This is a genomic window from Nocardia bhagyanarayanae, from assembly GCF_006716565.1.
Lineage (GTDB): Bacteria > Actinomycetota > Actinomycetes > Mycobacteriales > Mycobacteriaceae > Nocardia > Nocardia bhagyanarayanae.
In genome coordinates this window covers 1-25483 of the sequence record NZ_VFPG01000001.1, presented here as the reverse complement: position 1 = coordinate 25483, position 25483 = coordinate 1, and the positions used below count along the sequence as shown (strand labels likewise).

General features: G+C 67.0%; 20 protein-coding genes and 2 rRNA genes. 16 read left to right on the top strand and 6 right to left on the bottom strand.

The window, feature by feature from the left end:
- The first annotated feature begins 3 nt into the window (after positions 1-3).
- The 6 genes from FB390_RS00110 to FB390_RS00085 all read left to right on the top strand — a co-directional run bounded on the left by FB390_RS00110 (position 4) and on the right by FB390_RS00085 (position 6186).
- Positions 4-3138: ribosomal RNA gene (locus FB390_RS00110) — 23S ribosomal RNA — on the top strand.
- A gap of 162 nt (positions 3139-3300) precedes the next feature.
- Positions 3301-3417: ribosomal RNA gene (gene rrf / locus FB390_RS00105) — 5S ribosomal RNA — on the top strand.
- A 197-nt stretch (positions 3418-3614) separates the two neighbouring features.
- Positions 3615-4268, top strand: coding sequence for a hypothetical protein (locus FB390_RS00100; protein ID WP_141807118.1), 654 nt, complete (start codon positions 3615-3617; stop codon positions 4266-4268).
- A gap of 54 nt (positions 4269-4322) precedes the next feature.
- On the top strand, positions 4323-5015 hold the full coding sequence (gene nucS, locus FB390_RS00095) for an endonuclease NucS (protein ID WP_141807117.1): 693 nt from the start codon (positions 4323-4325) through the stop codon (positions 5013-5015).
- A gap of 17 nt (positions 5016-5032) precedes the next feature.
- On the top strand, positions 5033-5746 hold the full coding sequence (locus tag FB390_RS00090; RefSeq protein ID WP_141807116.1) for an endonuclease/exonuclease/phosphatase family protein: 714 nt from the start codon (positions 5033-5035) through the stop codon (positions 5744-5746).
- A 143-nt stretch (positions 5747-5889) separates the two neighbouring features.
- The gene (locus FB390_RS00085) at positions 5890-6186 is read left to right on the top strand and encodes an ATP/GTP-binding protein (RefSeq protein WP_141807115.1); all 297 of its coding nucleotides are present in this window, start codon (positions 5890-5892) and stop codon (positions 6184-6186) included.
- Between the two features lie 96 nt (positions 6187-6282).
- Here the strand turns inward: FB390_RS00085 and FB390_RS00080 are convergent, their stop codons facing one another.
- Both FB390_RS00080 and mce read right to left on the bottom strand, forming a co-directional pair.
- Positions 6283-7287 carry a coiled-coil domain-containing protein gene (locus FB390_RS00080; RefSeq protein WP_141807114.1) on the bottom strand — a complete coding sequence of 335 codons (1005 nt, stop codon included), beginning with the start codon at positions 7285-7287 and terminating at the stop codon, positions 6283-6285.
- 86 nt (positions 7288-7373) lie between these two features.
- The gene (gene mce / locus FB390_RS00075) at positions 7374-7847 is read right to left on the bottom strand and encodes a methylmalonyl-CoA epimerase (protein WP_185756893.1); all 474 of its coding nucleotides are present in this window, start codon (positions 7845-7847) and stop codon (positions 7374-7376) included.
- A gap of 126 nt (positions 7848-7973) precedes the next feature.
- On the opposite strand from mce, the gene FB390_RS00070 reads away from it, so the two are divergent.
- The 3 genes from FB390_RS00070 (at position 7974) to FB390_RS00060 (ending at position 10670) form a co-directional block, all read left to right on the top strand.
- Positions 7974-9152 carry an acetyl-CoA C-acetyltransferase gene (locus FB390_RS00070; RefSeq protein WP_141807113.1) on the top strand — a complete coding sequence of 393 codons (1179 nt, stop codon included), beginning with the start codon at positions 7974-7976 and terminating at the stop codon, positions 9150-9152.
- A gap of 248 nt (positions 9153-9400) precedes the next feature.
- The gene (locus FB390_RS00065; RefSeq protein ID WP_425465831.1) at positions 9401-9769 is read left to right on the top strand and encodes a DUF3817 domain-containing protein; all 369 of its coding nucleotides are present in this window, start codon (positions 9401-9403) and stop codon (positions 9767-9769) included.
- Positions 9770-9830: 61 nt separating this feature from the next.
- Positions 9831-10670 (top strand): tetratricopeptide repeat protein, encoded by an 840-nt coding sequence (locus FB390_RS00060; protein WP_141811454.1) that lies wholly within the window; start codon positions 9831-9833, stop codon positions 10668-10670.
- A 130-nt stretch (positions 10671-10800) separates the two neighbouring features.
- Here the strand turns inward: FB390_RS00060 and glgB are convergent, their stop codons facing one another.
- From glgB to FB390_RS00040, 4 genes are read right to left on the bottom strand one after another with little or no spacing between them, the layout of a single operon-like run.
- Positions 10801-12978: a 1,4-alpha-glucan branching protein GlgB gene (gene glgB / locus FB390_RS00055; protein ID WP_141807111.1), complete on the bottom strand. Its 2178-nt coding sequence runs from the start codon at positions 12976-12978 to the stop codon at positions 10801-10803.
- On the bottom strand, positions 12975-14978 hold the full coding sequence (locus tag FB390_RS00050; protein WP_141807110.1) for an alpha-1,4-glucan--maltose-1-phosphate maltosyltransferase: 2004 nt from the start codon (positions 14976-14978) through the stop codon (positions 12975-12977). Before FB390_RS00050 ends, glgB begins: the two co-directional genes overlap by 4 nt.
- 39 nt (positions 14979-15017) lie before the next feature.
- A complete protein-coding gene (locus FB390_RS00045) occupies positions 15018-15659 on the bottom strand; it encodes a LysE family translocator (protein WP_141807109.1) in 642 nt (213 codons plus the stop codon).
- 48 nt (positions 15660-15707) lie between these two features.
- Entirely contained in the window at positions 15708-16307 is a 600-nt protein-coding gene (locus tag FB390_RS00040; RefSeq protein ID WP_141807108.1) for a TetR/AcrR family transcriptional regulator, read from the bottom strand.
- A 79-nt stretch (positions 16308-16386) separates the two neighbouring features.
- Between FB390_RS00040 and FB390_RS00035 the strand changes: the two genes are divergently transcribed.
- From FB390_RS00035 to FB390_RS00005, 7 genes are all read left to right on the top strand, one after another.
- Entirely contained in the window at positions 16387-16839 is a 453-nt protein-coding gene (locus FB390_RS00035; protein ID WP_141807107.1) for a VOC family protein, read from the top strand.
- 560 nt (positions 16840-17399) lie between these two features.
- Positions 17400-20009: an alpha-glucan family phosphorylase gene (gene glgP / locus FB390_RS00030; RefSeq protein ID WP_141807106.1), complete on the top strand. Its 2610-nt coding sequence runs from the start codon at positions 17400-17402 to the stop codon at positions 20007-20009.
- A 147-nt stretch (positions 20010-20156) separates the two neighbouring features.
- A complete protein-coding gene (locus FB390_RS00025; RefSeq protein ID WP_141807105.1) occupies positions 20157-21518 on the top strand; it encodes an NCS2 family permease in 1362 nt (453 codons plus the stop codon).
- 120 nt (positions 21519-21638) lie between these two features.
- Positions 21639-22181, top strand: a complete 543-nt coding sequence (locus FB390_RS00020; protein ID WP_141807104.1) for a DoxX family protein — start codon at positions 21639-21641, stop codon at positions 22179-22181.
- A 123-nt stretch (positions 22182-22304) separates the two neighbouring features.
- Positions 22305-22700, top strand: coding sequence for a RidA family protein (locus FB390_RS00015; RefSeq protein WP_141807103.1), 396 nt, complete (start codon positions 22305-22307; stop codon positions 22698-22700).
- Positions 22701-22872: 172 nt separating this feature from the next.
- Entirely contained in the window at positions 22873-23511 is a 639-nt protein-coding gene (locus FB390_RS00010; protein ID WP_221639376.1) for a formylglycine-generating enzyme family protein, read from the top strand.
- Between the two features lie 44 nt (positions 23512-23555).
- Positions 23556-25205, top strand: a complete 1650-nt coding sequence (locus FB390_RS00005; protein ID WP_141807102.1) for a serine/threonine-protein kinase — start codon at positions 23556-23558, stop codon at positions 25203-25205.
- Positions 25206-25483 lie beyond the last annotated feature (278 nt).

Genomic DNA, 25483 nt, shown 5'->3' with positions numbered 1-25483 from the left:
TGTTTGTAAGTGTTTAAGAGCGTTCGGTGGATGCCTTGGCACCAGGAGCCGATGAAGGACGTAGGAGGCTGCGATAAGCCTCGGGGAGCTGTCAACCGAGCTGAGATCCGAGGATTTCCGAATGGGGAAACCCAGCACGAGTGATGTCGTGTTACCCGCATCTGAATATATAGGGTGTGTGGAGGGAACGTGGGGAAGTGAAACATCTCAGTACCCACAGGAAGAGAAAACAATAGTGATTCCGTGAGTAGTGGCGAGCGAAAGCGGATGAGGCTAAACCGTGTAGATGTGATAGACGGCAGTCGTTGTCTATGCGGGGTTGTGGGGCTCATTTTCTTGTCACTGCCGTGGCGAGCAACAGTCAGAAAAGTGTGTGTTAGCTGAATTGGTCTGGGACGGCCAACCGTAGACGGTGAGAGTCCGGTAAGCGAAAACTCATGCTCTGTTGTAGTGAGTACCCGAGTAGCAGCGGGCCCGTGAAATCTGCTGTGAATCTGCCGGGACCACCCGGTAAGCCTGAATACTCCCTGGTGACCGATAGCGGACTAGTACCGTGAGGGAAAGGTGAAAAGTACCCCGGGAGGGGAGTGAAATAGTACCTGAAACCGTGCGCTTACAATCCGTCAGGGCCTGCGAACACTTTAGTGTGTTGTGGGTGATGGCGTGCCTTTTGAAGAATGAGCCTGCGAGTTAGTGGCATGTGGCGAGGTTAACCCGTGTGGGGTAGCCGTAGCGAAAGCGAGTCCGAATAGGGCGTTTCCAGTCGCATGTTCTAGACCCGAAGCGGAGTGATCTACCCATGGCCAGGGTGAAGCGACGGTAAGACGTCGTGGAGGCCCGAACCCACTTAGGTTGAAAACTGAGGGGATGAGCTGTGGGTAGGGGTGAAAGGCCAATCAAACTCCGTGATAGCTGGTTCTCCCCGAAATGCATTTAGGTGCAGCGTCACGTGTTTCACGCCGGAGGTAGAGCTACTGGATGGCCTAGGGGGCCCACAAGCTTACCGAAGTCAGCCAAACTCCGAATGCCGGTGTGTGAGAGCGTGGCAGTGAGACTGCGGGGGATAAGCTTCGTAGTCGAGAGGGAAACAGCCCAGATCGCCGGCTAAGGCCCCTAAGCGTGTACTAAGTGGAAAAGGATGTGGGGTCGCGAAGACAACCAGGAGGTTGGCTTAGAAGCAGCCACCCTTGAAAGAGTGCGTAATAGCTCACTGGTCAAGTGATCCTGCGCCGACAATGTAGCGGGGCTCAAGTACACCGCCGAAGCCGCGGCATTCGAGCATTACACCGATGTGTGTCTACGGGCATGCATCCAGTGGCTCGGATGGGTAGGGGAGCGTCGTGTGTCCAGGGAAGCGGCGGAGTGATCCAGCCGTGGAGGGCACGCGAGTGAGAATGCAGGCATGAGTAGCGAAAGACGAGTGAGAAACTCGTCCGCCGAATGACCAAGGGTTCCTGGGCCAGGTTAATCCGCCCAGGGTGAGTCGGGACCTAAGGCGAGGCCGACAGGCGTAGTCGATGGACAACGGGTTGATATTCCCGTACCCGTGTATCCGCGCCCAATGGCGAGGCAGTTGTGCTAACCATCCAAAACCGGATCGATTCCCTTCGGGGAACGTGATGGGGCTGCATGGGACCCTGGCTGTAGTAGTCAAGCGATGGGGTGACGCAGGAAGGTAGCTGGGCCAGTCAGTGGTTGTACTGGTGTAAGCCTGTAGGGCGTTGTGTAGGCAAATCCGCACAACATGTGCCTGAGAGGTGATGCGTAGCCGATTGAGGCGAATTCAGTGATCCTATGCTGCCGAGAAAAGCCTCTAGTGAGTTGGTACACGGCCCGTACCCCAAACCGACACAGGTGGTCAGGTAGAGAATACTAAGGCGATCGAGAGAACTGTGGTTAAGGAACTCGGCAAAATGCCCCCGTAACTTCGGGAGAAGGGGGACCTCGTCTGGTGAACACCCTTGCGGTGGGAGCTGGGTGGGGTCGCAGAGACCAGAGAGAAGCGACTGTTTACTAAAAACACAGGTCCGTGCGAAGTCGTAAGACGATGTATACGGACTGACGCCTGCCCGGTGCCGGAAGGTTAAGAGGACCGGTTAGCCACTTTGGTGGCGAAGCTGAGAATTTAAGCCCCGGTAAACGGCGGTGGTAACTATAACCATCCTAAGGTAGCGAAATTCCTTGTCGGGTAAGTTCCGACCTGCACGAATGGCGTAACGACTTCTCTGCTGTCTCAACCACAGACTCGGCGAAATTGCATTACGAGTAAAGATGCTCGTTACGCGCGGCAGGACGAAAAGACCCCGGGACCTTCACTATAGCTTGGTATTGGTGTTCGGTACGGTTTGTGTAGGATAGGTGGGAGACTGTGATATCGGCACGCCAGTGTCGGTGGAGTCGTCGTTGAAATACCACTCTGATCGTATTGGACCTCTAACCTCGGACCATGATCTGGTTCAGGGACAGTGCCTGGTGGGTAGTTTAACTGGGGCGGTTGCCTCCTAAAATGTAACGGAGGCGCCCAAAGGTTCCCTCAGCCTGGTTGGCAATCAGGTGTCGAGTGCAAGTGCACAAGGGAGCTTGACTGTGAGACAGACATGTCGAGCAGGGACGAAAGTCGGGACTAGTGATCCGGCACCGGCAAGTGGAAGCGGTGTCGCTCAACGGATAAAAGGTACCCCGGGGATAACAGGCTGATCTTCCCCAAGAGTCCATATCGACGGGATGGTTTGGCACCTCGATGTCGGCTCGTCGCATCCTGGGGCTGGAGTAGGTCCCAAGGGTTGGGCTGTTCGCCCATTAAAGCGGCACGCGAGCTGGGTTTAGAACGTCGTGAGACAGTTCGGTCTCTATCCGCCGCGCGCGTCAGAAACTTGAGGAAGGCTGTCCCTAGTACGAGAGGACCGGGACGGACGAACCTCTGGTGTGCCAGTTGTCCTGCCAAGGGCACCGCTGGTTAGCTACGTTCGGAAGGGATAACCGCTGAAAGCATCTAAGCGGGAAGCCTGTTCCAAGATGAGGTTTCTCACCCCCTCGAGGGGGTAAGGCCCCCCACAGACCATGGGGTTGATAGGCCAGAACTGGAAGCCGGGTAACCGGTGGAGGTGACTGGTACTAATCGGCCGAGGACTTACCAACGAAGAAGCTACGCGTCCACTGTGCGGTATCTGAAACAACACACAGACACCGAGTGATCGAATGAAACCCCTTTGGGTTTTCATTCGGCGGGGAGTTCGAGGGCACCACCCTCGAAAGGATTCTCCCGGCACACGATATGGTGTGTGGATAGTTTCATAGAGTTACGGCGGCTATAGCGGTGGGGAAACGCCCGGTCCCATTCCGAACCCGGAAGCTAAGGCCACCTGCGCCGATGGTACTGCACTCGACAGGGTGTGGGAGAGTAGGACACCGCCGGAACATCATTGCGAAAGGCCCCCAGCATCAGCTGGGGGCCTTTTTGCGTTTCAGGGAGTTCTGGTGCACGGCGCTATGGCGCACCGGGGATTGGATGGATCCTGCGGCGGCCCGGCGATCTGGCGAGAAGTTCTTCGGCACATGTGATTTCGGACCGGTACACTCCTGCCGGGAGAGCGGAATTCGACAGCGGGGGAATCGTGAGCGACCACGGGGGCTATTCACCGAACCACCATCCGCACGGCGCGGGCTACCCGGCGCCGCCTCAGCCCGGACGTCGGCAGCGCAAGCGCAAGTCGCCCGCATTCGTAGCTCTGGCCACGGTGGGGATAACGGTGTTCCTGGGCGGTATCGCCGGAACGTTGTTGCTGTTCAGCCATGGCTGGATCAAAAGTGTCACCGATCCACTCGTGCTCCCCGCGGTCGGCCAGTGCACGGACGCCTCCGGGCTCGTGCTCCAGGGGCCGCTCGAGGTCGTGGACTGCGGGGAACCGACGGCGACCACGAAGGTCGTGATTTCCGAGACCAGCGATGAGGCCGATTGCGCGGCCGGGCAGATACGGATTCTCACCTTCGGTTATCGCGACGGGGATCACGTGACGGCACATTCGTGCGGAGCGCCGAACTTGACCATCGGCAATTGCTATACGAAGACGGGGATGACGTTCGTTTACGACCCCTACTGTCTTTCCAGTTCCGTCCGGTTGGCCCGACAGGTTCCGGGCACCGTCGATGTCGAGAAGTGCAAGTCAGCAGCGCCAGACGAACCCGCGAGCCGACCCCGGTGGGGATCCTCCTATGACTACGCCGACGCGGCCAACGGTGTCGTGAACTGCTTTCTGCCGGTTGGCTGAACAGGGTCGGGGGTTGGACACCGGTGCGGCACGGTGGTCGCCTACAGTGCATGGGTGCGCCTCGTGATTGCTCGTTGCCAGGTCGACTACGTCGGTCGTTTGACCGCTCACCTTCCGATGGCCCGCAGGCTGCTGTTGATCAAGGCCGACGGGTCGGTGCTCGTGCATTCGGACGGTGGCTCGTACAAGCCGCTGAACTGGATGAGCCCGCCGTGCTGGCTGGAGGAGCGGGATGCGGCCGCCGCGGAACTGCCCGAGGGCGCGAAGGCGCTGTGGGTGGTGACGAACAAGGCGGGGGAGGAACTGCGCATCACCATCGAGGACGTGGAGCACGACTCCTCGCACGAGCTCGGCGTCGACCCCGGATTGGTGAAAGACGGTGTGGAGGCCCATCTTCAGGAGCTTCTGGCCGAGCACGTGCAGACGTTCGGCCCCGGCTACACCCTTGTTCGACGCGAGTACATGACCGCCATCGGCCCGGTGGACCTGCTCTGCCGCGATGCCGACGGCGCCACCGTCGCGGTGGAGATCAAGCGGCGCGGTGAGATCGACGGCGTGGAACAGCTGACCCGCTATCTCGAACTGCTGAACCGAGATCCGCTGCTGGCGCCCGTGTCCGGTGTGTTCGCCGCCCAGCAGATCAAACCGCAGGCGCGTACGCTGGCCGAGGACCGCGGCATCCGTTGCCTCACACTCGATTACGACGCCCTGCGTGGCACGGAGAGCAACGAGTTCCGCCTCTTCTGACTCCCGGATACCGATACATGATCACCGTCGCCACCTGGAACGTGCTGCACCGCGTGCACGCCGAGAACTGGTACGAGGACGTCGCGACCAAGTGGCCGGTCGAGGACGAGCGGATCGACGCCATCGCCGCCCGGGTGGCGAAGCGCTCGGAACAGATCATCGCGCTGCAGGAGGTCAGCGGCGATCAGCTGGCCGCCCTTCGTGACGCGCTGCCCGATCGCACGATCCACACGCTGCGCTATCCCCGGGTGCCGCGGCCGAAGCGCATTCCGACCTCGCTGCGGGACCGTGACGAGTACCTGGTGCTCGTGGTCGACGATCCCGGGCACACGGTGTTGGCGGCGGCGTTCGGGGACGATCCGGGCAAGGGGGCGTTGGTTGTCGCGACGTCTGGTCTGACTGTTGTCGCCACGCATGTCAGCGGGGACGACCGGCGCGGGCGGCAGCTGGCGACGCTAGCCGGCTGGGCGCTGTCCGATCCGTCGCGTCCCGCGGTGCTGCTCGGCGACTTCAACGCCGATCGGGCGGTCGTGGCCGAAGGGCTCGGCGCGGGTTTCACCGTGGCCGAGTTGCCCGCGGGCTCGCTGCCGACCCGGCCGCGGACCTCCGGAAGCAAGTCTCAGTTCATCGACCACGTTGTCACGCACGGCGCTGACGCGGTCGAGGCCGCGGTGGAGAGCGCCGACGGACTGTCGGACCACAATCCGGTCCGCGCGGCCATCGCTGTGTGAGGTGAGCGCTCACCGAGCGGCCGGCTGTCGCGCCTTCGCTCGGCCGCCGTCCCGGCAACTCCGACACCAGCGCTGTCAGCGGTGGGCGCCCGCGCGGCGTACGGACGAACCCCGCCCACCTGCCGCCCATTACGCTTGTCGGCATGCCCCGTCGGAAACCGCGCGCCCGCAATCACGGGTCCGACAGCGCGCCGCTCGGCGACGTGTTCGGCCGTACCGAACGCGGTCCGGACGACGACGACGTCTACGTCGTCCGCACCATCCCCGGGACCCGCGCCACGAAGACCTATCGGTGCCCCGGATGCGACCACGAGATTCCGCCGGGTGTGGCCCATATCGTCGCCTGGGCGGCGGACGGCGGCGAGGACGATCGCAGGCACTGGCACCGTGGCTGCTGGAACGGCCGCCGGACCCGCCGAATCACCCGCCGCTGGTCCTGAGTCACCCTGCGAACCCAACTAAGAAGGCCGCCCCCCTGACGGGAGCGGCCTTCGGGTGAATTCTGGTGATCTACTGCGTCGTCGCCTCAGCCGACGTCAGTTCGCGATGTCGGCGTTCTCGCGCTCGTCGGCGTCGAAGTCCTCGTCCTCGTTGGTGACCTCGGGGATCGCCTTGGGCGGACGGGAACCGGTGACCGACTTGGCGTTGCCGCCGATCGACTTGCGCTGCTCCGGAACACCGTCCAGCAGTTCGCTTTCCCGGTTGACGGCCGCGAGCATCGCGGGCACCGAGTCGAGCTGGCCGCGGATGCCGAGCAGCTGGGCGAGCACCCGGCCGCGCAGCACGCGCATCTCCTCGGCCAGTTCCTTGGCGTGCGCGATCTTGCGCTCGGAGGTCTGGGTGGCGGAGGTGATGAGACGGTTGGCCTCGTCGGTCGCGTCCTTGATCCGCTGCGCGGCCTCGGCGCGGCTGGTGGCCTCCAGCTCCTCCATGGCGCGGGTGAGCTTGGTGCGGCGCTCGGCCATGGTGACTTCGAAATCCTGCTGGGTCGCCTTGCGCTTGGCTTCGGCTTCCTTGGCGAGGCGCTCGGCCTCGGCTTGAGCGGCTTCGATGATCTTCGCCGACTCGGTGCGTGCGTTCGCCAGGGTCTGCTCGAACTCGATGTCGAGCGCCTCGCGCTTCTCCTTGGTCTCCGCGAGCAGCGACTCGTATTTGCCGCGCATCTCGGTCGCCTGCTGCTCCGCGATCGACACCATTTCCGCGGCCTCGGCCTGGGCCAGGGCCCGGACCTCGGAGGCCTCGTCGGAGGCCAGCCGCAGCATGCGGGAGATGCGGTCGGACATGCCTTCGGCAGTGGTCGGCGGCACCGAGAGTCGGTCGACCTCCTTGCGGAGCTCGTCGATCTCGTCCCGCGCGTCCTCCAACTGGCTCGCGAGGTTGCGTGCTTGCGCCGCAGCGGCATCGCGATCGGTGGCGGTGACCCTCAGCTCGGCATCGAAGCGGTCGAAGTAATTACGCACCTCGTCTTGCGCATAACCCTTGCGCACAACGGTGAAGGGCAGTGCAACGAAGCGATTGCGATCGGACTCGGGTGACGACATGGCACACAAACTACAGCCTATGGAGGGCCGATGGTGACTCGACCGCGAATGTGATCTGGACGAGTTTTTCGGCCCCGATCTTGATACTAGTGCGTAACATTCGGGTTCGGCTCGACCAACTCGATCAGCACACCGCCAGCATCCTTCGGGTGGATGAAATTGATGCGGGAATCGGCGGTTCCGTGCCGCGGGGCCTCGTACAGCAAACGCAGTCCGCGATCGCGCAGATGAGCGGAGACTGCCTCGATGTCGGTGACGCGGTAGGCGAGCTGCTGAAGACCCGGTCCGCTGCGATCGATGAACTTCGCGATCGTCGACTCCGCGTTGAGGGGAGCCAGCAACTGCAGAGCAGTCGCGCCGTCCGGTGCGCCGGGCAGCGACAGCATGGCCTCGTGCACGCCTTGGCTCTCGTTGACCTCGCGGTGGGTCTCGATCATGCCGAGATTCTCGGCGTACCAGGTGATTGCGGTGTCCAGGTCCGGGACCGCGATGCCGACGTGGTCGACCGCGATCACGTAGTCGCCCGGAATGAGTTCGGATGTCTGGTTTGCGTTGCTCACCACTCGACGGTAGCGCCAACCTGGGTGAAGTCGCCGAGGGCGCACAGGCTACCGTTGAGTACATTGACGCCGCGCCGTCGCTCGTGCGATGGCGCGCGGGTTCCACCAACGAATGCGAGGCTCGTCGTGACCACAACCGTCATCGTGTCCGGTGCGCGCACCCCGGTCGGCAGGCTGCTCGGCGGCCTGAAGGACTTCAGCGGTTCCGATCTCGGCGGTTTCGCGATCAAGGCCGCGCTGGAGAAGGGCGGTGTCGCGCCCGAGCAGGTCGACTACGTGATCATGGGCCAGGTGCTCACCGCGGGCGCGGGCCAGATCCCGGCCAGGCAGGCGGCGGTGGCCGCGGGCATCCCGATGGACGTGCCCGCCCTGACCCTGAACAAGGTCTGCCTGTCCGGCATCAACGCCATCGCGCTCGCCGACCAGCTGATCCGCGCGGGCGAGTACGAGATCGTCGTCGCGGGCGGCCAGGAGTCCATGAGCCAGGCGCCGCACCTGCTCGAAAAGAGCCGGGAGGGCTTCAAATACGGCGACGTGACGATGCGCGACCACATGGCCTACGACGGTCTGCACGACATCTTCACCGACCAGGCCATGGGCGCGCTCACCGAGCAGCGCAACGACCGCGATCCGATCAGCCGCGCGGATCAGGACGCGTTCGCGGCGGCCTCGCACCAGCGCGCGGCGGCGGCGTGGAAGAACGGCGTCTTCGACGACGAGGTCGTCCCGGTCGAGGTGCCGCAGCGCAAGGGTGATCCGGTGCTGGTGAGCAAGGACGAGGGCGTCCGGGCCGACACCACCGCGGAATCGCTCGGCAAGCTGCGCCCGGCCTTCCGCAAGGACGGCACCATCACCGCGGGCACCGCCTCGCAGATCTCCGACGGCGCGGCCGCGGTGGTCGTGATGAGCAAGGAGAAGGCGCAGCAGCTCGGCCTGAGCTGGATCGCCGAGATCGGCGCCGCGGGCGTGGTCGCCGGACCGGACTCCACGCTGCAGGACCAGCCGGCCGACGCCATCGCCAAGGCATGTGCGCGCGAGGGCATCTCGCCCACCGACCTGGACGTGGTCGAGATCAACGAGGCCTTCGCCGCCGTCGGTATCGCCTCGGCGCGCAAGCTGGGCATCGACACCGAGAAGGTGAACGTCAACGGCGGCGCGATCGCCATCGGCCACCCGCTCGGCATGTCCGGTGCCCGCATCGTGCTGCACCTGGCCCTGGAGCTGAAGCGCCGCGGCGGCGGCGTCGGCGCGGCCGCGCTGTGCGGCGGCGGCGGTCAGGGTGACGCGCTGATCATCAAGGTCTAGTCGACCAGCCGGTCCGCAGACCCCGGCGGCCGGAGCGAAGGTACGCCTTCGGGTGGCGCAGCCGGACGGAGTCTGTCGGCGGCCCGCGCATGCGGACCGAGGCGGAGTTCCGCCTAGTTGGGTGAGCGTCGCGTTCGGCGCGCGACGCGACGCTCGCTCGGTGTGTCCCACGTGGGCACGCCGGGGCGTCTACCGATGTGACGGGTTCAACTACGACCCGTCGTAGTGCATACGGCACAATGGTGCGCATGGGTTTCTTCGATCTGCGCAGCGTCGCCGGTAGATTCCGATTCTTCGCGGTGCTCGAGGCACTGTCCTGGCTGGGGCTGCTGGTGGGAATGGCGTTCAAGTACATTCCCGACCCGGGCAACGAGATCGGCGTGAAGATCTTCGGCCCGGTGCACGGCACCATTTTCATCCTGTTCGTGCTGACCGCGCTGCTCGCGGCGCGCGAACTCGGCTGGAACTGGAAGACCACCGTGCTCGCGCTGCTGTCCAGCATTCCGCCGTTCTTCACGGTGGTCTTCGAGGTCTGGGCGGTGCGCACCGGCAAGCTGAACGGATCGGGCAACGCCGACGCGACCCCCGCCGCGGAAGCCGTTCGCGCCGCGTCGTGACAAACTGGAAACCGTGACTCGACCTGCCGCACGCCGTCCCTCGCCCGCCGTCGCCGCTGCCATGTCCGGAGCGGTGGATCTGTCCAGCCTGAAGCAGCCGCCCGCCGGTGCGACCGGTGGCGACTACGCGGTCGGCGAAGCGGACTTCGAGACCAAGGTTCTGCGCCGGTCGATGCAGGTTCCGGTGGTCGTCGCGCTGTACTCGCAGCGCAGCCCCGGCAGCGTCGAGTTGGTCAGGACGCTGGAGCGGCTGGTCGCGGCCGACGGCGGCACCTGGGAGCTGGCCACCGTCGAGGCCGAGGCCAACATGCGCATCGCGCAGGCGCTGCGGGTGCAGGGCATCCCCACGGTGATCGCCATCGCCGCCGGGCAGCCGCTTGCCGATTTCGAGGGCGCGCAGCCCGAGCCGCAGGTGCGGCAGTGGCTCGACGCGGTGGTCGACGCGGTCGCGGGCAAGCTCGAGGGCGGCGCGGGCCAGCCGCAGGCCGCGGAGGACCCGCGCTTCACCGCCGCCGAGGACGCGCTCGAGCGCGGTGACCTGGCCGGCGCCGAGGCCGCCTACGAGGCGATCCTGGCCGCCGAGCCGAACAACGAGGAAGCCAAGGGCGCGCTGCGGCAGCTGCGCTTCCTGGCGAGGGCTCAGCAGATACCGGATTCGGCGCTCGCGGCCGCAGACCAGGACCCCGCGAATGTCGACGCCGCCATCGACGCCGCCGATCTGGAGCTGCTCAACCAGCAGCCGGAAGCGGCGTTCGACCGGCTGATCGCCGTCGTCAAGCGCACCGCGGGCGACGACCGCACCAAGGCCCGGACCCGGCTGCTCGAACTGTTCGAGCTGTTCGACCAGGCCGAGCCTTTCGTGGTCGCCGCGCGCAGGAAGCTCGCCGCCGCGCTGTACTGATCGGCGACACCGCCCACCGGACCCGCCGACCTGAGGTCCACGGACACCAGACGCCCGGAGCGATCGCGCTCCGGGCGTCTTCGCGTCGCGACCCGGCTGATCGAAGGTACGAGTCCGCGCGGTCAGCCGATCAGGTGGACGGCCCCGCCAACCACACCGCACTGTTCGGCGCCAACGCGACGCTCGCCGAGAACGGTCGCCCGTGCCAGGGAATCTCCTCGGTCTTCACAGCGCCGAAGTTGCCGACGCCGGAGCCGCCGTACTCCGCCGCGTCGGTGTTGAGGATCTCGCTCCACTCGCCTGGGACGGGCAGCCCGACGCGATACTCACCGTGCACCGAGCCCGAGAAGTTGTACACGCACGCGACGACCGATCCGTCCGCGCCATAGCGCAGGAAAGCCAGCACGTTGTGCTCACGGTCGTCGGCCTCCAGCCAGGAGTAGCCGCCGGGCGTGGTGTCCTGGCTCCAGAACGCCGGGTGGGCGCGGTAGGCGGAGTTGAGGTCGCGGACCGCGGCGGCGATGCCGGAATGCAGGGGATTGTCCAGTTCGTCCCAGTCCAGGCCGCGGTCGTGCGACCACTCGCGGAACTGGCCGAAGTCCTGCCCCATGAACAACAGTTGCTTTCCGGGATGGCCCCACATGTAGGCGAGCAGCGCACGCACGCCCGCGGCCTTGGCGAAATCGTCGCCGGGCATCCGCGTCCACAGCGTGCCCTTGCCGTGCACGACCTCGTCGTGACTGATCGGCAGCACGTAGTTCTCGCTCCACGCGTACATCAGCGAGAAGGTGATCTCGTTGTGGTGCCAGGAGCGGTGGATCGGGTCCCTGCGCAGGAAACCGAGGGTGTCGTGCATCCAGCCCATGTTCCACTTCATGGTGAAGCCGAGGCCGCCGACGTCGGTGCCGCGGGTGACGCCGGGCCAGGTGGTCGACTCCTCCGCGACGGTGATGACGCCGGGGTGGTGGCGGTGCACGGTGTCGTTGAGGTCTTGCAGGAAGTCCACGGCCTCCAGGTTCTCCCGGCCGCCGTGCACGTTCGGCTCCCAATCCCCTTCGCGGCGTGAGTAGTCCAGGTAGAGCATGGAGGCGACGGCGTCGACGCGCAGGCCGTCGATGTGGAACTCCTCGATCCAGTAGCGCGCGTTGGCGACGAGGAAGTTGCGCACCTCGTGCCTGCCGAAGTCGAAAATGTAGGTGCCCCAGTCGAGTTGCTCGCCGCGGCGGGGATCGGCGTGCTCGTAGAGCGGGGTGCCGTCGAAGCGGGCCAGCGCCCATTCGTCGCGCGGGAAGTGGGCGGGCACCCAGTCGAGCAGCACACCGATGCCCGCGCCGTGCAGGTGGTCGACGAAGGCGCGGAAGTCGTCGGGGGAGCCGAAGCGCGACGTCGGGGCGTAATAGGAGGTGACCTGATAGCCCCACGAGCCGCCGAACGGATGCTCGGCGATGGGCAGCAGTTCGATATGGGTGAAGCCCGCCGCACGCACGTATTCGGCCAGCTCCTCGGCCAATTCGCGATAACCGAGGCCGGGCCGCCACGACCCGAGGTGCACTTCGTAGACGCTCATCGGCGCGCGGTTGGGGTCGGTCGCGGCGCGGCGTTCGAGCCAGTCCGCGTCGCCCCAGGTGTAGCGGCTCTCGGTGACGACCGAGGCCGTCGCGGGTGGGTGTTCGGTGGCGAAGGCCAGCGGGTCGGCGTGGTCCACGGTGCGTCCGTCGGCGCCGTGTACCCGGTACTTGTACTTCGTGCCGACGCCGACGTCCGGGACGAAGACCTCCCAGACCCCTGACGAGCCGAGCGCCCGCATCGGCGCGGTGTTGCCGCTCCATCCGTCGAAATCGCCGACCACGGTGACGCCGCGGGCATTCGGCGCCCATACCGCGAACGAGGTGCCCGCGACCGGGCCGTCCAACGTGGTGTAGCCGCGTGGGTGGGCACCGAGCACGTCCCAGAGCCGCTCGTGCCGGCCCTCGCCGATCAGGTGAAGGTCGAGTTCGCCGACGGTGGGCAGGAAGCGGTAACCGTCGGCGGCGACCACCGTTTGTCCGTCCGGGTAGGTCGTGATCACGCGGTAGTCCATCAGCTCCGGGTAGGGCAGTACCGCCGCGAAGATCCCGTACCCCAACGGTTTCAGCGAATGGTCGATGCCGCCGACACGCACCGCGACGGTATCGGCGTGCGGCCGCAACACCCGCACGACCGTCCCGTCCGGGTGCGGGTGGGCGCCGAGGACGGTGTGCGGGTCGTGATGGGTGCCCGCCGCGAGCAGCATCAGATCGCGGCGGTTGATGGTGGCCGAGCGGGTCATCGGAACGACCGCCGGTACGCCAGTTCCTGTCGCGCGGGCGCGGGCACCGGCGGCAGCGCGATGATGTGCGCGACCGCCTTGGCGGGGTCGAGGCGCACGTAATTCCTCTGCGCCCAGTGGTATTCCTCGCCGCTCACCTCGTCGACGACCACGGGATGATCGTGCCATTCGCGACCGATGGCGGGCAGATCGAGCGAGATGAAACCCTGTTCGGCGCCATAGGGATTGAGGTTCACCACCGTCAGCACCGCGTCGCCGCTGAGCGGATCGAACTTCGAGTAGGCGAGCAGGGCGTCGTTGTCCACGTAGTGGAAGTGCAAGCAGCGCAGCTGTTGCAAGGCTGGGTGGGCGCGGCGGATCTCGTTTAGCCTGGTCAGCCAGGGTTCCAGCGATTCGCCGCGGGCCAGCGCCTCGGCGAACGGGCGCGGGCGCAGCTCGTATTTCTCCGAGTCCAGGTACTCCTCGCTGCCCGGACGCACCGCCTGGTGCTCGAACAGTTCGAAACCCGAATACACGCCCCAGGTCGGTGACAGGGTGGCGGCGAGGACGGCGCGGATGGCGAACATGCCCGGCCCGCCGTGCTGGAGGCTCTCGTGCAGGATGTCGGGGGTGTTCACGAACAGATTCGGGCGGGCCTCGTCGGCCTTGGCGGCCAGTTCGTTGCCGAACTCGGTGAGCTCCCACTTCGCCACCCGCCACGTGAAATACGTGTAGGACTGGCTGAATCCGCGCCGCGCCAGGCCGTAGAGGCGGGCCGGTCGGGTGAACGCCTCGGACAGGAAGATCACGTCCGGATCGGTGCGCCGCACGGTGGTGATCAACCATTCCCAGAAGTCGGCGGGCTTGGTGTGCGGGTTGTCGACGCGGAAGATCTTGACGCCCAGCCCGATCCAGTGCCGCACCACGCGCAGCACTTCCGCGTAGAGGCCGTCGGCGTCGTTGTCGAAGTTGACCGGATAGATGTCCTGGTACTTCTTCGGCGGATTCTCGGCGAACGCGATGGTGCCGTCGGGCAGCGTGGTGAACCACTCAGGGTGCGCGGCGACCCACGGGTGGTCCGGCGCGCATTGCAGCGCCAGGTCGAGTGCGACTTCCAGGCCGAGTTGTCCGGCGGCCGCGACGAACTCGGCGAAATCGGCCTCGGTACCGAGCGCGGGATGCACGGCGTCGTGCCCGCCGTCCTTCGAGCCGATCGCCCACGGGGAGCCGACGTCGCCGGGTTCGGCGGACAGGGAGTTGTTGCGGCCCTTGCGGTTCACCTCGCCGATCGGATGGATCGGCGGCAGGTACACGACGTCGAAGCCCATGCCCGCGATGCGGGAGAGCTCCTTGGTCGCGGTGGCGAAGGTGCCGTGCACTGGCTTGCCGTCGGCGTCCCAGCCGCCGGTGGAGCGCGGGAAGAACTCGTACCACGAGCCGTACAGCGCGCGATGCCGTTCGACCTGCACGGTGTGCTGCGGGCCCCTGGTCACCAGTTCGCGCAGCGGGGTGTCGCGCAAAATCCCGGCGATCTCCTCGCTGAACGCGGGGGCGACGCGAGCGGGCAGCTGCTCGTCGCTGCGCAATGCCGCCGCCACCGACCGCAGCTTCTCGAACTTGGCCTTCGGCAGCGCCTGCGCCGCCCGATCGAACAGCCGGGCGCCGATCTCCAGGTCGTTGGCCAAGTCGACGGCGCTCTGCCCGACGGAGAGCTTGGCTTCCACGGCGTTCCGCCAGGTCGCGATGGGGTCGCTCCAGCCCTCCACGCGGAAGGTCCACGCACCGGGCGAGTTCGGTACGAAGGTGGCGTTGAAGACGTCGGGCTCGTAGTCCGGGGTCATCCGTATCCGGGTGGCCCGCGACGCTCCGGGAGCGCGCACCGTGAGCGTGGCGGCGACCGCGTCGTGTCCCTCCCGCCACACCACGGCGCGCACCGGGAACACCTCGCCCACCACAGCCTTGGCCGGGCGGCCGCCGGGGATGGACGGGGCGGTGTCATCGATGGCGATGCGGCCGGTCACGTGGACCAACCTACCCGGTGCCGTGCCGATGATGCGGATTCAGCGGGCATCGGCGGCCAGGCCGAGGCCGAGCGCCACCAGCGCGGCGCCCAGCGCGCGCTCCACCCGCTGCCTGATGCGCGCGCGGCGCAGCAGGCCGCCCGCACGGTCCGCGGCGAGCACGACGCCGACGCACCAGGCGGTGTCGATCACCAGTTGGATCGCGGCGAGGATCAGCACCGTCGGCAGCACCGGTCCGCTGGTCGGCAGGAACTGCGGCAGGATCGTCAGGCCGAACACCGCGGCCTTGGGGTTGGCGGCGATCGAGAGCAACGCGGCGCGGAAGGCCGCGGCGGGCGTGCGTCCCGCGGGCAGCCGCGCCGTCATGGTCGAGCCGAACGTGTCGTCGCGGCCCGCGCCGCGCCAGGCCTGCACGCCGAGCCAGATCAGCACCGCCGCGCCGAGCGCGTGCACCGCGGTGTTCAGCACGGCGTTCGCGACCAGCAGGACGGACAGACCGGCGCCGCCCGCCAGCGTCCAGCCGAACACGCCTATCTCGTTACCGGCCACCGCGGCGAGTCCGGCGCGGCGGCCGTCACGCACCGACCGTTGCAGGAACAGGGCCGTCGCCGGACCGGGCAGCGCGGCGAGCGCCAGGCAGGCGAGGAGGAATTCGGGGAGCACGTCGACCCAGTGCGGCATCAGCCGATGGTGGCACGGCGGGAGCGGTCCGGCCAGTGGATTCGGTTTTCACTGCGCCCGCTCGTCACGCAGACCCTCGAGCAGTGCGCGCAAGGCGGTCGTGGTCTGGTCGAGCGCGTCGGGCTCGGACGCGGTGGCGAGCCAGAGCGCGGCCTCGTTCATCGCGCCGGAGAGCAGGTGGGTGAGCGGGGCGATCGGCTGTGGTGCGAGCACGCCCGTGTCGACCAGGAGTCGCAAAGCCTCGCCGAGGTGCCGGGCGGAGTTGGCCTCGTCCAGCGCCCGCCATTCGTGCCAGCCGAGCACCGCGGGGCCGTCGATCAGCATGATGCGCTGGATCTCGGGATCGGTGCAGGTGGCGAGGAAGGCGTCGCATCCGGAGACCAGCTGGGTCCAGGCGTCCGAGGCGGGGTCGGCGGCCGCGGCGACCCGTTCGCCGACCTCCTGCTGCACCTGCTCCAGGACCGCGCGGAACAGCTCGGTCTTGCTGGCGAAGTTGTGGTAGAGCGCGCCCTTGGTGACACCCGTCGCCGCGACGATCTCCGAGAGGCCCACGGCGCCATAGCCTTTCGCGGCGAACAGGCGCCTGCTCTCGCGCAGCAGCGCGCGGCGGGTCTCTTCGCGCTGCTTGGCGCGCAGGGTGCTCGGCATCGGAAACCTCTCCGTTGACATTCCGTCGGTATGCGAATTACCTTACTTCACATACCATCGGTATGTGAAAGGCTCGGACATGAGACTCGGCAGCTTCTACCCCGTCATCGGCACCACCCGGCTCGCGGAATCGCGCGACTTCTACACCGAGTGGCTCGGCTTCGAGATCACCTTCGAGGCGGACTGGTACGTCAGCCTGCGCCGCCGCGGCGGCGCCGACGAGCCCGAGTACGAGCTCGCGCTGCTCGACCACACGCACCCGACTGTCCCGGAGGCCTACCGCAAGCCGGTGCAGGGACTGCTGCTGAACTTCGAGGTCGACGACGTCGACGCGGAATGGGAGCGCTTGGTCGTGCGCGGCGGACTGCGTGCCGAGCTCGAGATCAAGAGCGAGGACTTCGGCCAACGCCACTTCATCGTCGCCGACCCGAGCGGCGTGCTGATCGACATGATCACGGAGATCCCGCCGAGCGCGGAGTACGCCGCTCAGTTCAGCGCCGAGTACGCCACCGAGAAGTTCGCCGACCGGTGAGCCACGGCCCCGGGGCGACCGAGGGCCGAGTGCCGAGGCGGCCGCGGGGCCCCAGCATCGAGGAAATCGCTGGCCTGAGCGTCGAAGTGCCCAGCGTCGGGGGTCCAGCGCCGAGGGGTCCAGGGGCCGAGCATCGAGGCGACCATGGGGTCGAGTGTCGAGGCGGCCGACGGGCCCGGCGCCGAGGCTGAGTGCCAAGGTGACCGAAGGGCCCAGCATCGGGGTGACCGAGGGGTTGAGGTTCGGGGGTTGAAGGCCCGGTGCGAGGGGATCGAGGGCCCGCGCGTCGAGATGGCCGAGGGCCTGAATGTCGGGCGGCCGAAAGATCCGGTACCGAGGGGATCGAGGGGCCGAGCGCGGGGGCGACCGAATTGCCCAGCGTCGGGGCGACCGGGGATCGAGCGCGGTGACCGAGGGGCCAGTGTCGCGGGTGGCCGGCGGCTGAATGCCGGGATGGCCCACGGGCCGAGCGCCGGGGTGACCTAGGTCGGACATCGATGCGGGCAGGGGGTTGAGCGTCGGGGCGGCCGAGGAGCGGGGCGTTCGGTAGGGTTCCCGGAGTGAAGGCATTGCGTCGATTCACCGTCCGTGCCCATCTGCCCGAGCGTCTCGCGGCGCTGGGCGAACTCTCCACGAATCTGCGCTGGTCGTGGCATTGGCCGACGCAGGATCTCTTCGAGAAACTCGACCCCGAACTGTGGCGCGAGGTCGGGCGCGATCCCGTGCGCATGCTCGGGGAGGTGCCCGCCGCCCGGCTCGACGAACTGGCCGCCGACGCGGACTACACGAGCCGGGTCGACGCGGCCGCCGCGGACCTGCGCGACTACCTCGACCGCCCCGGCTGGTTCCAGCACCAGAACGACGAGGACGGCGTGCGCGGCATCGCCTACTTCTCGATGGAGTTCGGCGTCACAGAGGTGCTGCCCAACTATTCCGGCGGTCTCGGCATCCTGGCCGGCGATCATCTCAAGGCGGCCTCGGATCTCGGGCTGCCGCTGATCGGCGTCGGCCTGCTGTATCGCTCGGGGTACTTCCGGCAGTCGCTGTCCTCGGACGGCTGGCAGATCGAGCACTACCCGAGGCTCGACCCGCAGGGCCTGCCGCTGCGCCTGCTCACCAGCGACCGCGGCGCGAGCGACGGCTCGCGCGACCACGAATCCGGCTCGCCGGTGCTCATCCACGTGGCGATGCCCGACGGCAAGGTGCTGCGGGCGCGGGTGTGGATCGCACAGGTCGGGCGGATTCCATTGCTGCTGCTGGATTCCGACATCGCCGAGAACGATCCCGAACTGCGCGCCGTCACCGACCGGCTGTACGGCGGCGACCAGGACCACCGCATCAAGCAGGAGATCCTCGCCGGCATCGGCGGCGTGCGCGCGGTGCGCGCCTACACTCGCGCCGCGGGCCTGCCGGACCCCGACGTGTTCCACATGAACGAGGGCCACGCGGGCTTCCTCGGCGTCGAACGGATCCGCGAATACGTCGCGGGCGGACTGGATTTCGACACCGCGCTGGCCGCGGTGCGAGCCGGGACGGTCTTCACCACCCACACCCCGGTGCCCGCCGGCATCGACCGCTTCCCGATGCCGCTGGTGCGCCGCTACTTCGGCGGCGGGCACGGTGAAACCGAATCCGCCATGCTGCCCGGACTTTCCGTGGACCGCATTCTGGCGCTGGGACGCGAGGCCGATCCGTCGGTGTTCAACATGGCGCACATGGGTCTGCGGCTGGCTCAGCGCGCCAACGGCGTGTCCCAGCTGCACGGCGAGGTCAGCCGGGGCATGTTCGCGCCGCTCTGGCCGGGCTTCGATCCGGCGGAGGTGCCGATCGGCTCGATCACCAATGGCGTGCACGCGCCGACCTGGGCCGCGCGCGAGTGGATCGACAAGGCGCGCGAGCACATCGGCGCGGAACTGGTCCAGGAGGCGCGCGGCTGGGAACGGCTGCGCGATGTGGATCTGGGCGAACTGTGGTCCACCCGTAATACGTTGCGCGCCACGCTGGTCGACGAGGTGCGCCGCAGGCTGCGCGCCTCCTGGCTGGAGCGCGGCGCCGCCCCGGCGGAACTGGGCTGGATCGACCAGGTCTTCGATCCCAACGTGCTGACCGTCGGCTTCGCGCGCCGCGTCCCGACCTACAAGCGCCTCACCCTGATGCTGCGCGATCCGGAACGGTTGCGCGCCCTGCTGCTGCATCCCGAGCGGCCGATGCAGTTGGTCGTCGCCGGCAAGAGCCACCCCGCCGACGACGGGGGCAAGTCGCTGATCCAGCAGGTCGTCCGGTTCGCCGACGATCCCGAGCTGCGCCATCGCATCGTCTTCCTGCCCGACTACGACATGTCGATGGCCCGGTACCTGTACTGGGGCTGCGACGTGTGGCTGAACAATCCGCTGCGCCCGTTGGAGGCGTGCGGCACCTCGGGCATGAAGTCCGCGCTCAACGGCGGGCTCAATCTCTCCATCCGGGACGGCTGGTGGGACGAGATGTACGACGGCGAGAACGGCTGGGCGATTCCCACCGCCGACGGCGTCTCGGACGAACACCGCCGCGACGATCTGGAGGCCGCCGCCCTCTACGACCTGTTCGAACGCGCCGTCGCACCGCGGTTCTACGACCGCGACGGCGCGGACATGCCGGTGCGCTGGGTCGAGATGGTGCGGCACACCTTGCAGACGCTCGGCCCGAAGGTGCTGGCCTCCCGCATGGTTCGGGACTACGCCATGGAGTACTACGCACCCGCCGCGAGCGCACTGCGGCGTGCGGCGGCCGACGAGTTCGCGGGCGCGCGTGCGACCGCGGAGTATCGCGGACGCGTCGCGGCGGCCTGGCCGTCGGTGAAGGTGATCCAGGTGGACAGCGCCGGGCTGCCGGACACACCGATCATCGGCGCGCCGCTGTCGCTCACGGCGCGTGTCGAGCTGGGCGGGCTGAGCCTGTCGGATGTGGTGGTGCAGGCCGTGATCGGTCGCGTCTCGCCCACCGACGAGCTCTCCGATGTCACCACCATGCCGATGACGCACGTCGGATCCGATTCCGGCGTGGAGTTCTTCCGGGTGGAGACACCGCTGCCGGTCTCCGGCGCAGTCGGATACACGGTCCGCGTGCTCCCGCACAACGACCTGCTCGCCTCGGACGCCGAACTCGGCTTGGTGGTCGCGCCGAGCGCCTGACCGCCTCCGGAGCGGGCCGCGAAAGCACGCGTGACCAGTGTCACGTGTGTCCTCGAGCGGTGGGGCCCGAACCGGCTCCGATGTTCAGTGAATTGTCGGCTAACGTCCTCGGCATCCCCTTGCTCGACCGCCAGGACTGGAGAACCCATGGCAACCGACCTGCTGACCCGAACCCGGGGTCGCCTCGACACCTACTTCGGCGTCGGCCAGAACGGCTCGACGATGCGCCGCGAGGTGATGGCGGGCACGGTGACGTTCCTGGCCATGTCGTACATCCTCGCGGTCAACCCCGCGATCCTGGGTGACGAAGGCGCGCTGGGCGACAAGGGAATTCCGATGCAGGCGGTGTTCACCGCCACCGCCGTCGCCGCGCTGTTCGGCACCCTGGTGATGGGACTGTGGGCGCGCTACCCGATCGCGCTCGCCCCGGGCATGGGGCTCAACGCGTTCTTCGCGTTCTCGGTGGTGCTCGGCATGGGCATTCCGTGGCAGGTCGCGCTGTCGGGAACCTTCCTGTCGGGCGTCATCTTCTTCGTGTTGGCCGTCACCAAGGTCCGCGAGAAGATCCTCAATGCCATTCCGCTGCAACTGAAGCTGGCGGTGGGCGCGGGCATCGGCATGTTCGTCGCGTTTCTCGGCCTGAAGAACGCGGGCATCGTCACCGCGAGCGAGGCGACCTTCGTCAAGCTCGGCGATTTCACCGCGGGGACCACGCTGCTCGCGCTGTTCGGCCTGCTGGTGACCGTGGTTTTCCTGGTCAAGGGCTGGCACGGCGCGGTGCTCTACGGCATCGTGCTCACCGCGGCGCTCGGCATCGTCACCGGGCTGGTGGAACTGCCGGACGGCATCGCTGCCCTGCCGCGCGGGCTCGACGAAACCTTCGGGCAGGCCATCATCCACCTGCCCGACGCGTTCACCGCGCAGATGGCCGTCGTCGTGCTGACCATGTTGTTCGTCGACTTCTTCGACGCCTCCGGCACGCTCATCGGCGTGGCCAATCAGGCCAGGCTGCTGGACATGGACGGCAAGCTGCCGCGCGCCGCGAGCGCGTTCGCCGCCGACTCGGTCGGCACCATGGCGGGCGCCGTCATCGGCACCTCGACCACCACCGCGTACGTGGAATCGACGGCGGGCGTCTCGGCGGGCGGCCGGACCGGATTGACCGCGGTGACGACCGCGGGCTGGTTCCTGCTGGCGATGTTCTGCTATCCGATCTTCGCGGTGGTCGCGGGTTCACCCGAGGTGACCGCGCCTGCGCTCATTGTGGTCGGCATTCTGATGGCGCGCTCGCTCGGCGAGATCGATTGGAATCGGCTCGAGTACTCGGTGCCCGCGTTCATCACCGTCATCGTGATGCCGCTGACCCATTCGATCGCGAACGGCCTGGCCATGGGCATGATCTTCTACCCCGTGGTGATGGTGGCGCGCGGCCGGTTCAAGGAGATCCATCCCACCATGTGGGCGCTGCTGGTCATCTTCGCCGGATATTTCTTCTTCTTGGCCGAGTAGCCGGAATAGATCCCCGGAACCGGAAGTTGGCACAAACTGTGTGACAATCGGACCACGGTCCGATTAGTTGCCGAAACTGACGATCGTGTCCACACCACGTTGCAGGGATGAGGAACCAGCATGACCACGAAGTCCACGGCATTGCCCGATATCAAGACCACCAGCTCGCTCGACGGCGTCTCGAGCGACATCGGCCTGCTGATTGCGCGGGTCGTCTTCGGCGGCTTGCTCGCCGCGCACGGCGCGCAGAAACTGTTCGGCTGGTTCTCCGGCTACGGACTGGAGGCCACCCAGGCGAGTTTCGAGCAGATGGGCTACAACCCGGGCGCACTGTTCGGCACGCTGGCCGGTCTGACCGAGCTCGTCGGCGGTCTGATGCTGGTCGCCGGTGTGCTCACCCCGCTGGCGGCGGCCATCGTGCTCGGCACCATGCTCAACGCGATCAACGCCACCTGGGGCCCCGGCCTGTTCGGCCAGGGCGGCTGGGAGATGCCGCTGCTCTTCGGCGCCGTGGCCGCCACGCTGGCCTTCACCGGGTCCGGCAAGTTCTCGGTGGACGCCGGACGGCCGTGGGAGCGTAACGGTTTCGTTTGGGGCGCGGGCGCGGTGGTGCTGGCCGTGGTCACCGGCATCTTCACGCTGATCCTCAAGTGGGTGCTCTGAACAAGGGCCTGAAGTAGGCGGCGCGGCGATCGGGATCGCCGCGCCGCTTTTGTTTTGTCACACCTGGCCTTGCTGCGTCGTCGTCTGGGTGCGGCCCGATCAGAGATTGAAGGAGACAGTCCGATGACCATCGAGATCAGCAATCCCGCCGAACTGCACGACCCCACCGGGTTCGGCTACAGCCACGTCGCGCGGGTGTCCGGGGAACTGGTGCTCATCGCCGGGCAGTACGACTCGGACGCCGAAGGCCACACCACCACCGAGGATTTCGCGGGTCAAGTGGACCGGGCCTTCGCCAACCTCGGCATCGCCCTGCGCTCCGCGGGGCTGGACTACGCCGACGTCGCGCAGCTGCGCACGTTCATCGTCGAGCACGATCTCGACAAGCTCGCGGTCCTCGGCAAGAAGATCGCCGAGATCTGGGGTGAGCGGCCGCCGACGCAGACGTTGCTCGGTGTCGCGGCATTGGCGTTGCCGGGGATGCTTTTCGAGGTCGACGCGGTGGCGGTGCGAGGCTGACTTTCCGGTGCCGGGCGGGTGCTGTGCGCATCCGCCCGGCTCGGTCTGCCGCGCCATCGCATCGGCCGTGCGCGAGGCCGACGGCGAATCGAGCGGGTTCGCTCTGGTTCCCGGCGGCCTTCGGTTCGGCCGTCACCATTACGATCGCCGGATCATGAGTGCGGAAATCGAGCTGGTCGGCATCCCGGCGGGGCGGGTGACGCTGTCGGATCGGCGCACCGAGCGTAGTTGGGCGGTGGATCTCGCGCCCTATCGAATCGGCGAAGTCGGGGTGACGCAGGAGCAGTACCTGTCGGTCACGGGGCTGCGGCCGAGTTCGGCAGAGGGGGATCGCCTTCCGGTGGAGAGCGTTTCGTGGTTCGACGCGATCGGTTTCTGCAACGCGCTGTCGGAACGTTCGGGGCTCGCGCCCGCCTATCGGGTGGACGGGACGGCTGTGGAATGGGATGTGACGGCGGACGGTTATCGTTTGCCGACCGAGGCGGAATGGGAATATGCCTGCCGCGCGGGCACTTCCGGTCCGCGTTACGGTGAGCTCGACGAGATCGCTTGGTATCGCGAGAATTCGGGCGGGCGCGCGCACGAGGTCGGTGGGAAAGCGCCCAATGCCTGGGGTTTGTACGACACGCTCGGTAATACCTGGGACTGGTGCTGGGATGTGTACGACGCCGAGGTGTACGGGGAGTATCGGGTGTTGCGCGGGGGCGGGTGGTCGGACCAGCACTGGAGCTGCCGTGCGTCGGTGCGGCGGCGGAGCTATCCGACGTTTCGGATCGATGACGTCGGCTTCCGGGTCGCTCGATCGGGGTAGCATCGGCACGCTTGCCGGTGGATGGACGAAGGAGGGGGCGCGGCGTGCTGCAGGAGGGGGAGGTCTTCGCGGGTTACGTCATCGAGCGACAGCTCGGTCGCGGTGGCATGGGCTCGGTGTATCTGGCCAGGCATCCACGGCTGCCGCGGCGGACCGCGCTGAAGCTGCTCAATCGAGAGATGTTCGCCGACAACGAGATTCGCGCACGCTTCGAACGTGAGGCCGATCTCGTCGCGCAATTGGACCACCCCAACATCGTCACCGTCTACGACCGCGGGATCGAGAACTCGCAACTGTGGATCTCGATGCAGTACGTCGACGGCTCCGACGCCGCCGAAGCCGACCCGAACTCGCTCGCGCCCGAACGCGCCGTACGGATCGTCGCCGAGACCGCCAAGGCGCTGGACTACGCGCACGGCATGGGCATCCTGCACCGCGACGTCAAACCCGCCAATATCCTGCTCGCCCGCGCGGGAGTCGACCAGGAGCGGGTCTTCCTCACCGACTTCGGCATCGCGCGCCTGCGCGACGACGCCGGTCACCTCACCCAGACCGGCACCTTCACCGCCACCCTGACCTACGCCTCTCCGGAACAGCTCACCGGCGCGCCGCTCGACGGCCGCACCGACCAGTATTCGCTGGCTTGCACGCTGTATTGGCTGCTAGCCGGTGTGGTTCCGTTCGATTCCACCAATCCCGCGGTCGTCATCCAAGGGCATTTGCAGCAGCCGCCGCCTCCGTTGAGCAGTCTTCGGCACGGTCTGCCCGCCGCGTTGGACGGTGTGCTCGCGCGGGCGTTGTCGAAGCGGGCCGAGCAAAGATTCGGTAGCTGTGGGGAATTCGCCGAAGCGGCGCGGCAGGCGCTTGCGGGCGTGGCGACCGGTGGCGCGGCGGTGACACCGCCCCAGCCGTACTTCGCGGCTGGTCAGGCACCGATGGGGCACGGGCCGGTTGCTCCGGCGCCGAACCGGGTACCGATGGGGAACGCGCCGGTTGCTCCGGCGCCGAGCTGGGCGCCGATGGGACACGGACACGTGCTTCCGGCACGGATGGCGCCGGGGCCGGGCGGCGGCATGATGCCGATCGGCGCTCTGCCGCAACGACGCTCGCCCTTCGTACTGCTCGCCGTCTTGGCCGCCGTCGCGGTGCTCGCCGTCGGCGGTGTCGCCACAGCGGTGGCGCTCAACAGCTCGAAGGACCCCGCCGACGTCGACCTCGTCCATCAAGAGTTTCCCGGCATGGTGCCCGCCGACCGATTCGATCCAGGCTTCCGAAATGCGAAGTGCGACAAGCGCACCACCCGGAGTACCGAGAGTTCGAACATGCAGCAGCGCCCAGACTTCGGTAGTTGGACCGAAGCCTGGTTCTGCTACAGCGGCGACGGTGTCGGTCCGAACAGCCTCAACCCGCCCTACTACGAGTTCTACCGGTACCGGTCCGCCGCCGATGTCCGTGCGGTCGTCGCCGCACTCCCCAGCAACAAGCGCTCCGAGGACGCGCACGGATCGAAGACGTACACCAACTACACCCTCGACCGCCAGGATGCGGGCTTCACCTACACCCGCATCGTCACCGTCTTCACCGGCGACACCGACCGCGAAACCCTCCTCATGTACACCCACAGCATGGAAGGCTCCCTCCACCTCGACCTGGAGGGCGTGCGGAAATGGTGGCGCGAAGCGCCGCTCTCGTGAGAACGACCGGTGGCGGACCCACAAGGCGCCGATCGCTGTACCCAAAAGAAAGTCGGAGAATGACCTACGGCGATGATCTCTACTCCCAGGACCGCGACCGACGTGGCGGGCTCCGGTGAAGCGGCTGAGATTCGCTATCGACCGGCTGGCCAGTGACCAGTACCGGCCCAATAGTGGTGACATTCAAGCGGACCCCCTGCCGCCGACTCCAATGGTGTATCAGCGGCCGTGGACGCATGAGAACGATGTGACGATCAAGTTGCGCCGGTGTCGGGAAC

Bases quoted from the DNA above. Each gene is read 5' to 3' on its own strand.
- FB390_RS00090 (WP_141807116.1), top strand. From the start codon at position 5,033: ATGATCACCGTCGCCACCTGGAACGTGCTGCACCGCGTGCACGCCGAG.
- FB390_RS00085 (WP_141807115.1), top strand. From the start codon at position 5,890: ATGCCCCGTCGGAAACCGCGCGCCCGCAATCACGGGTCCGACAGCGCG.
- FB390_RS00080 (WP_141807114.1), bottom strand. From the start codon at position 7,287: ATGTCGTCACCCGAGTCCGATCGCAATCGCTTCGTTGCACTGCCCTTC.
- FB390_RS00065 (WP_425465831.1), top strand. From the start codon at position 9,401: ATGGGTTTCTTCGATCTGCGCAGCGTCGCCGGTAGATTCCGATTCTTC.
- FB390_RS00060 (WP_141811454.1), top strand. From the start codon at position 9,831: ATGTCCGGAGCGGTGGATCTGTCCAGCCTGAAGCAGCCGCCCGCCGGT.
- glgB (WP_141807111.1), bottom strand. From the start codon at position 12,978: ATGACCCGCTCGGCCACCATCAACCGCCGCGATCTGATGCTGCTCGCG.
- FB390_RS00045 (WP_141807109.1), bottom strand. From the start codon at position 15,659: ATGCCGCACTGGGTCGACGTGCTCCCCGAATTCCTCCTCGCCTGCCTG.
- FB390_RS00040 (WP_141807108.1), bottom strand. From the start codon at position 16,307: ATGCCGAGCACCCTGCGCGCCAAGCAGCGCGAAGAGACCCGCCGCGCG.
- FB390_RS00035 (WP_141807107.1), top strand. From the start codon at position 16,387: ATGAGACTCGGCAGCTTCTACCCCGTCATCGGCACCACCCGGCTCGCG.
- FB390_RS00025 (WP_141807105.1), top strand. From the start codon at position 20,157: ATGGCAACCGACCTGCTGACCCGAACCCGGGGTCGCCTCGACACCTAC.
- FB390_RS00020 (WP_141807104.1), top strand. From the start codon at position 21,639: ATGACCACGAAGTCCACGGCATTGCCCGATATCAAGACCACCAGCTCG.
- FB390_RS00015 (WP_141807103.1), top strand. From the start codon at position 22,305: ATGACCATCGAGATCAGCAATCCCGCCGAACTGCACGACCCCACCGGG.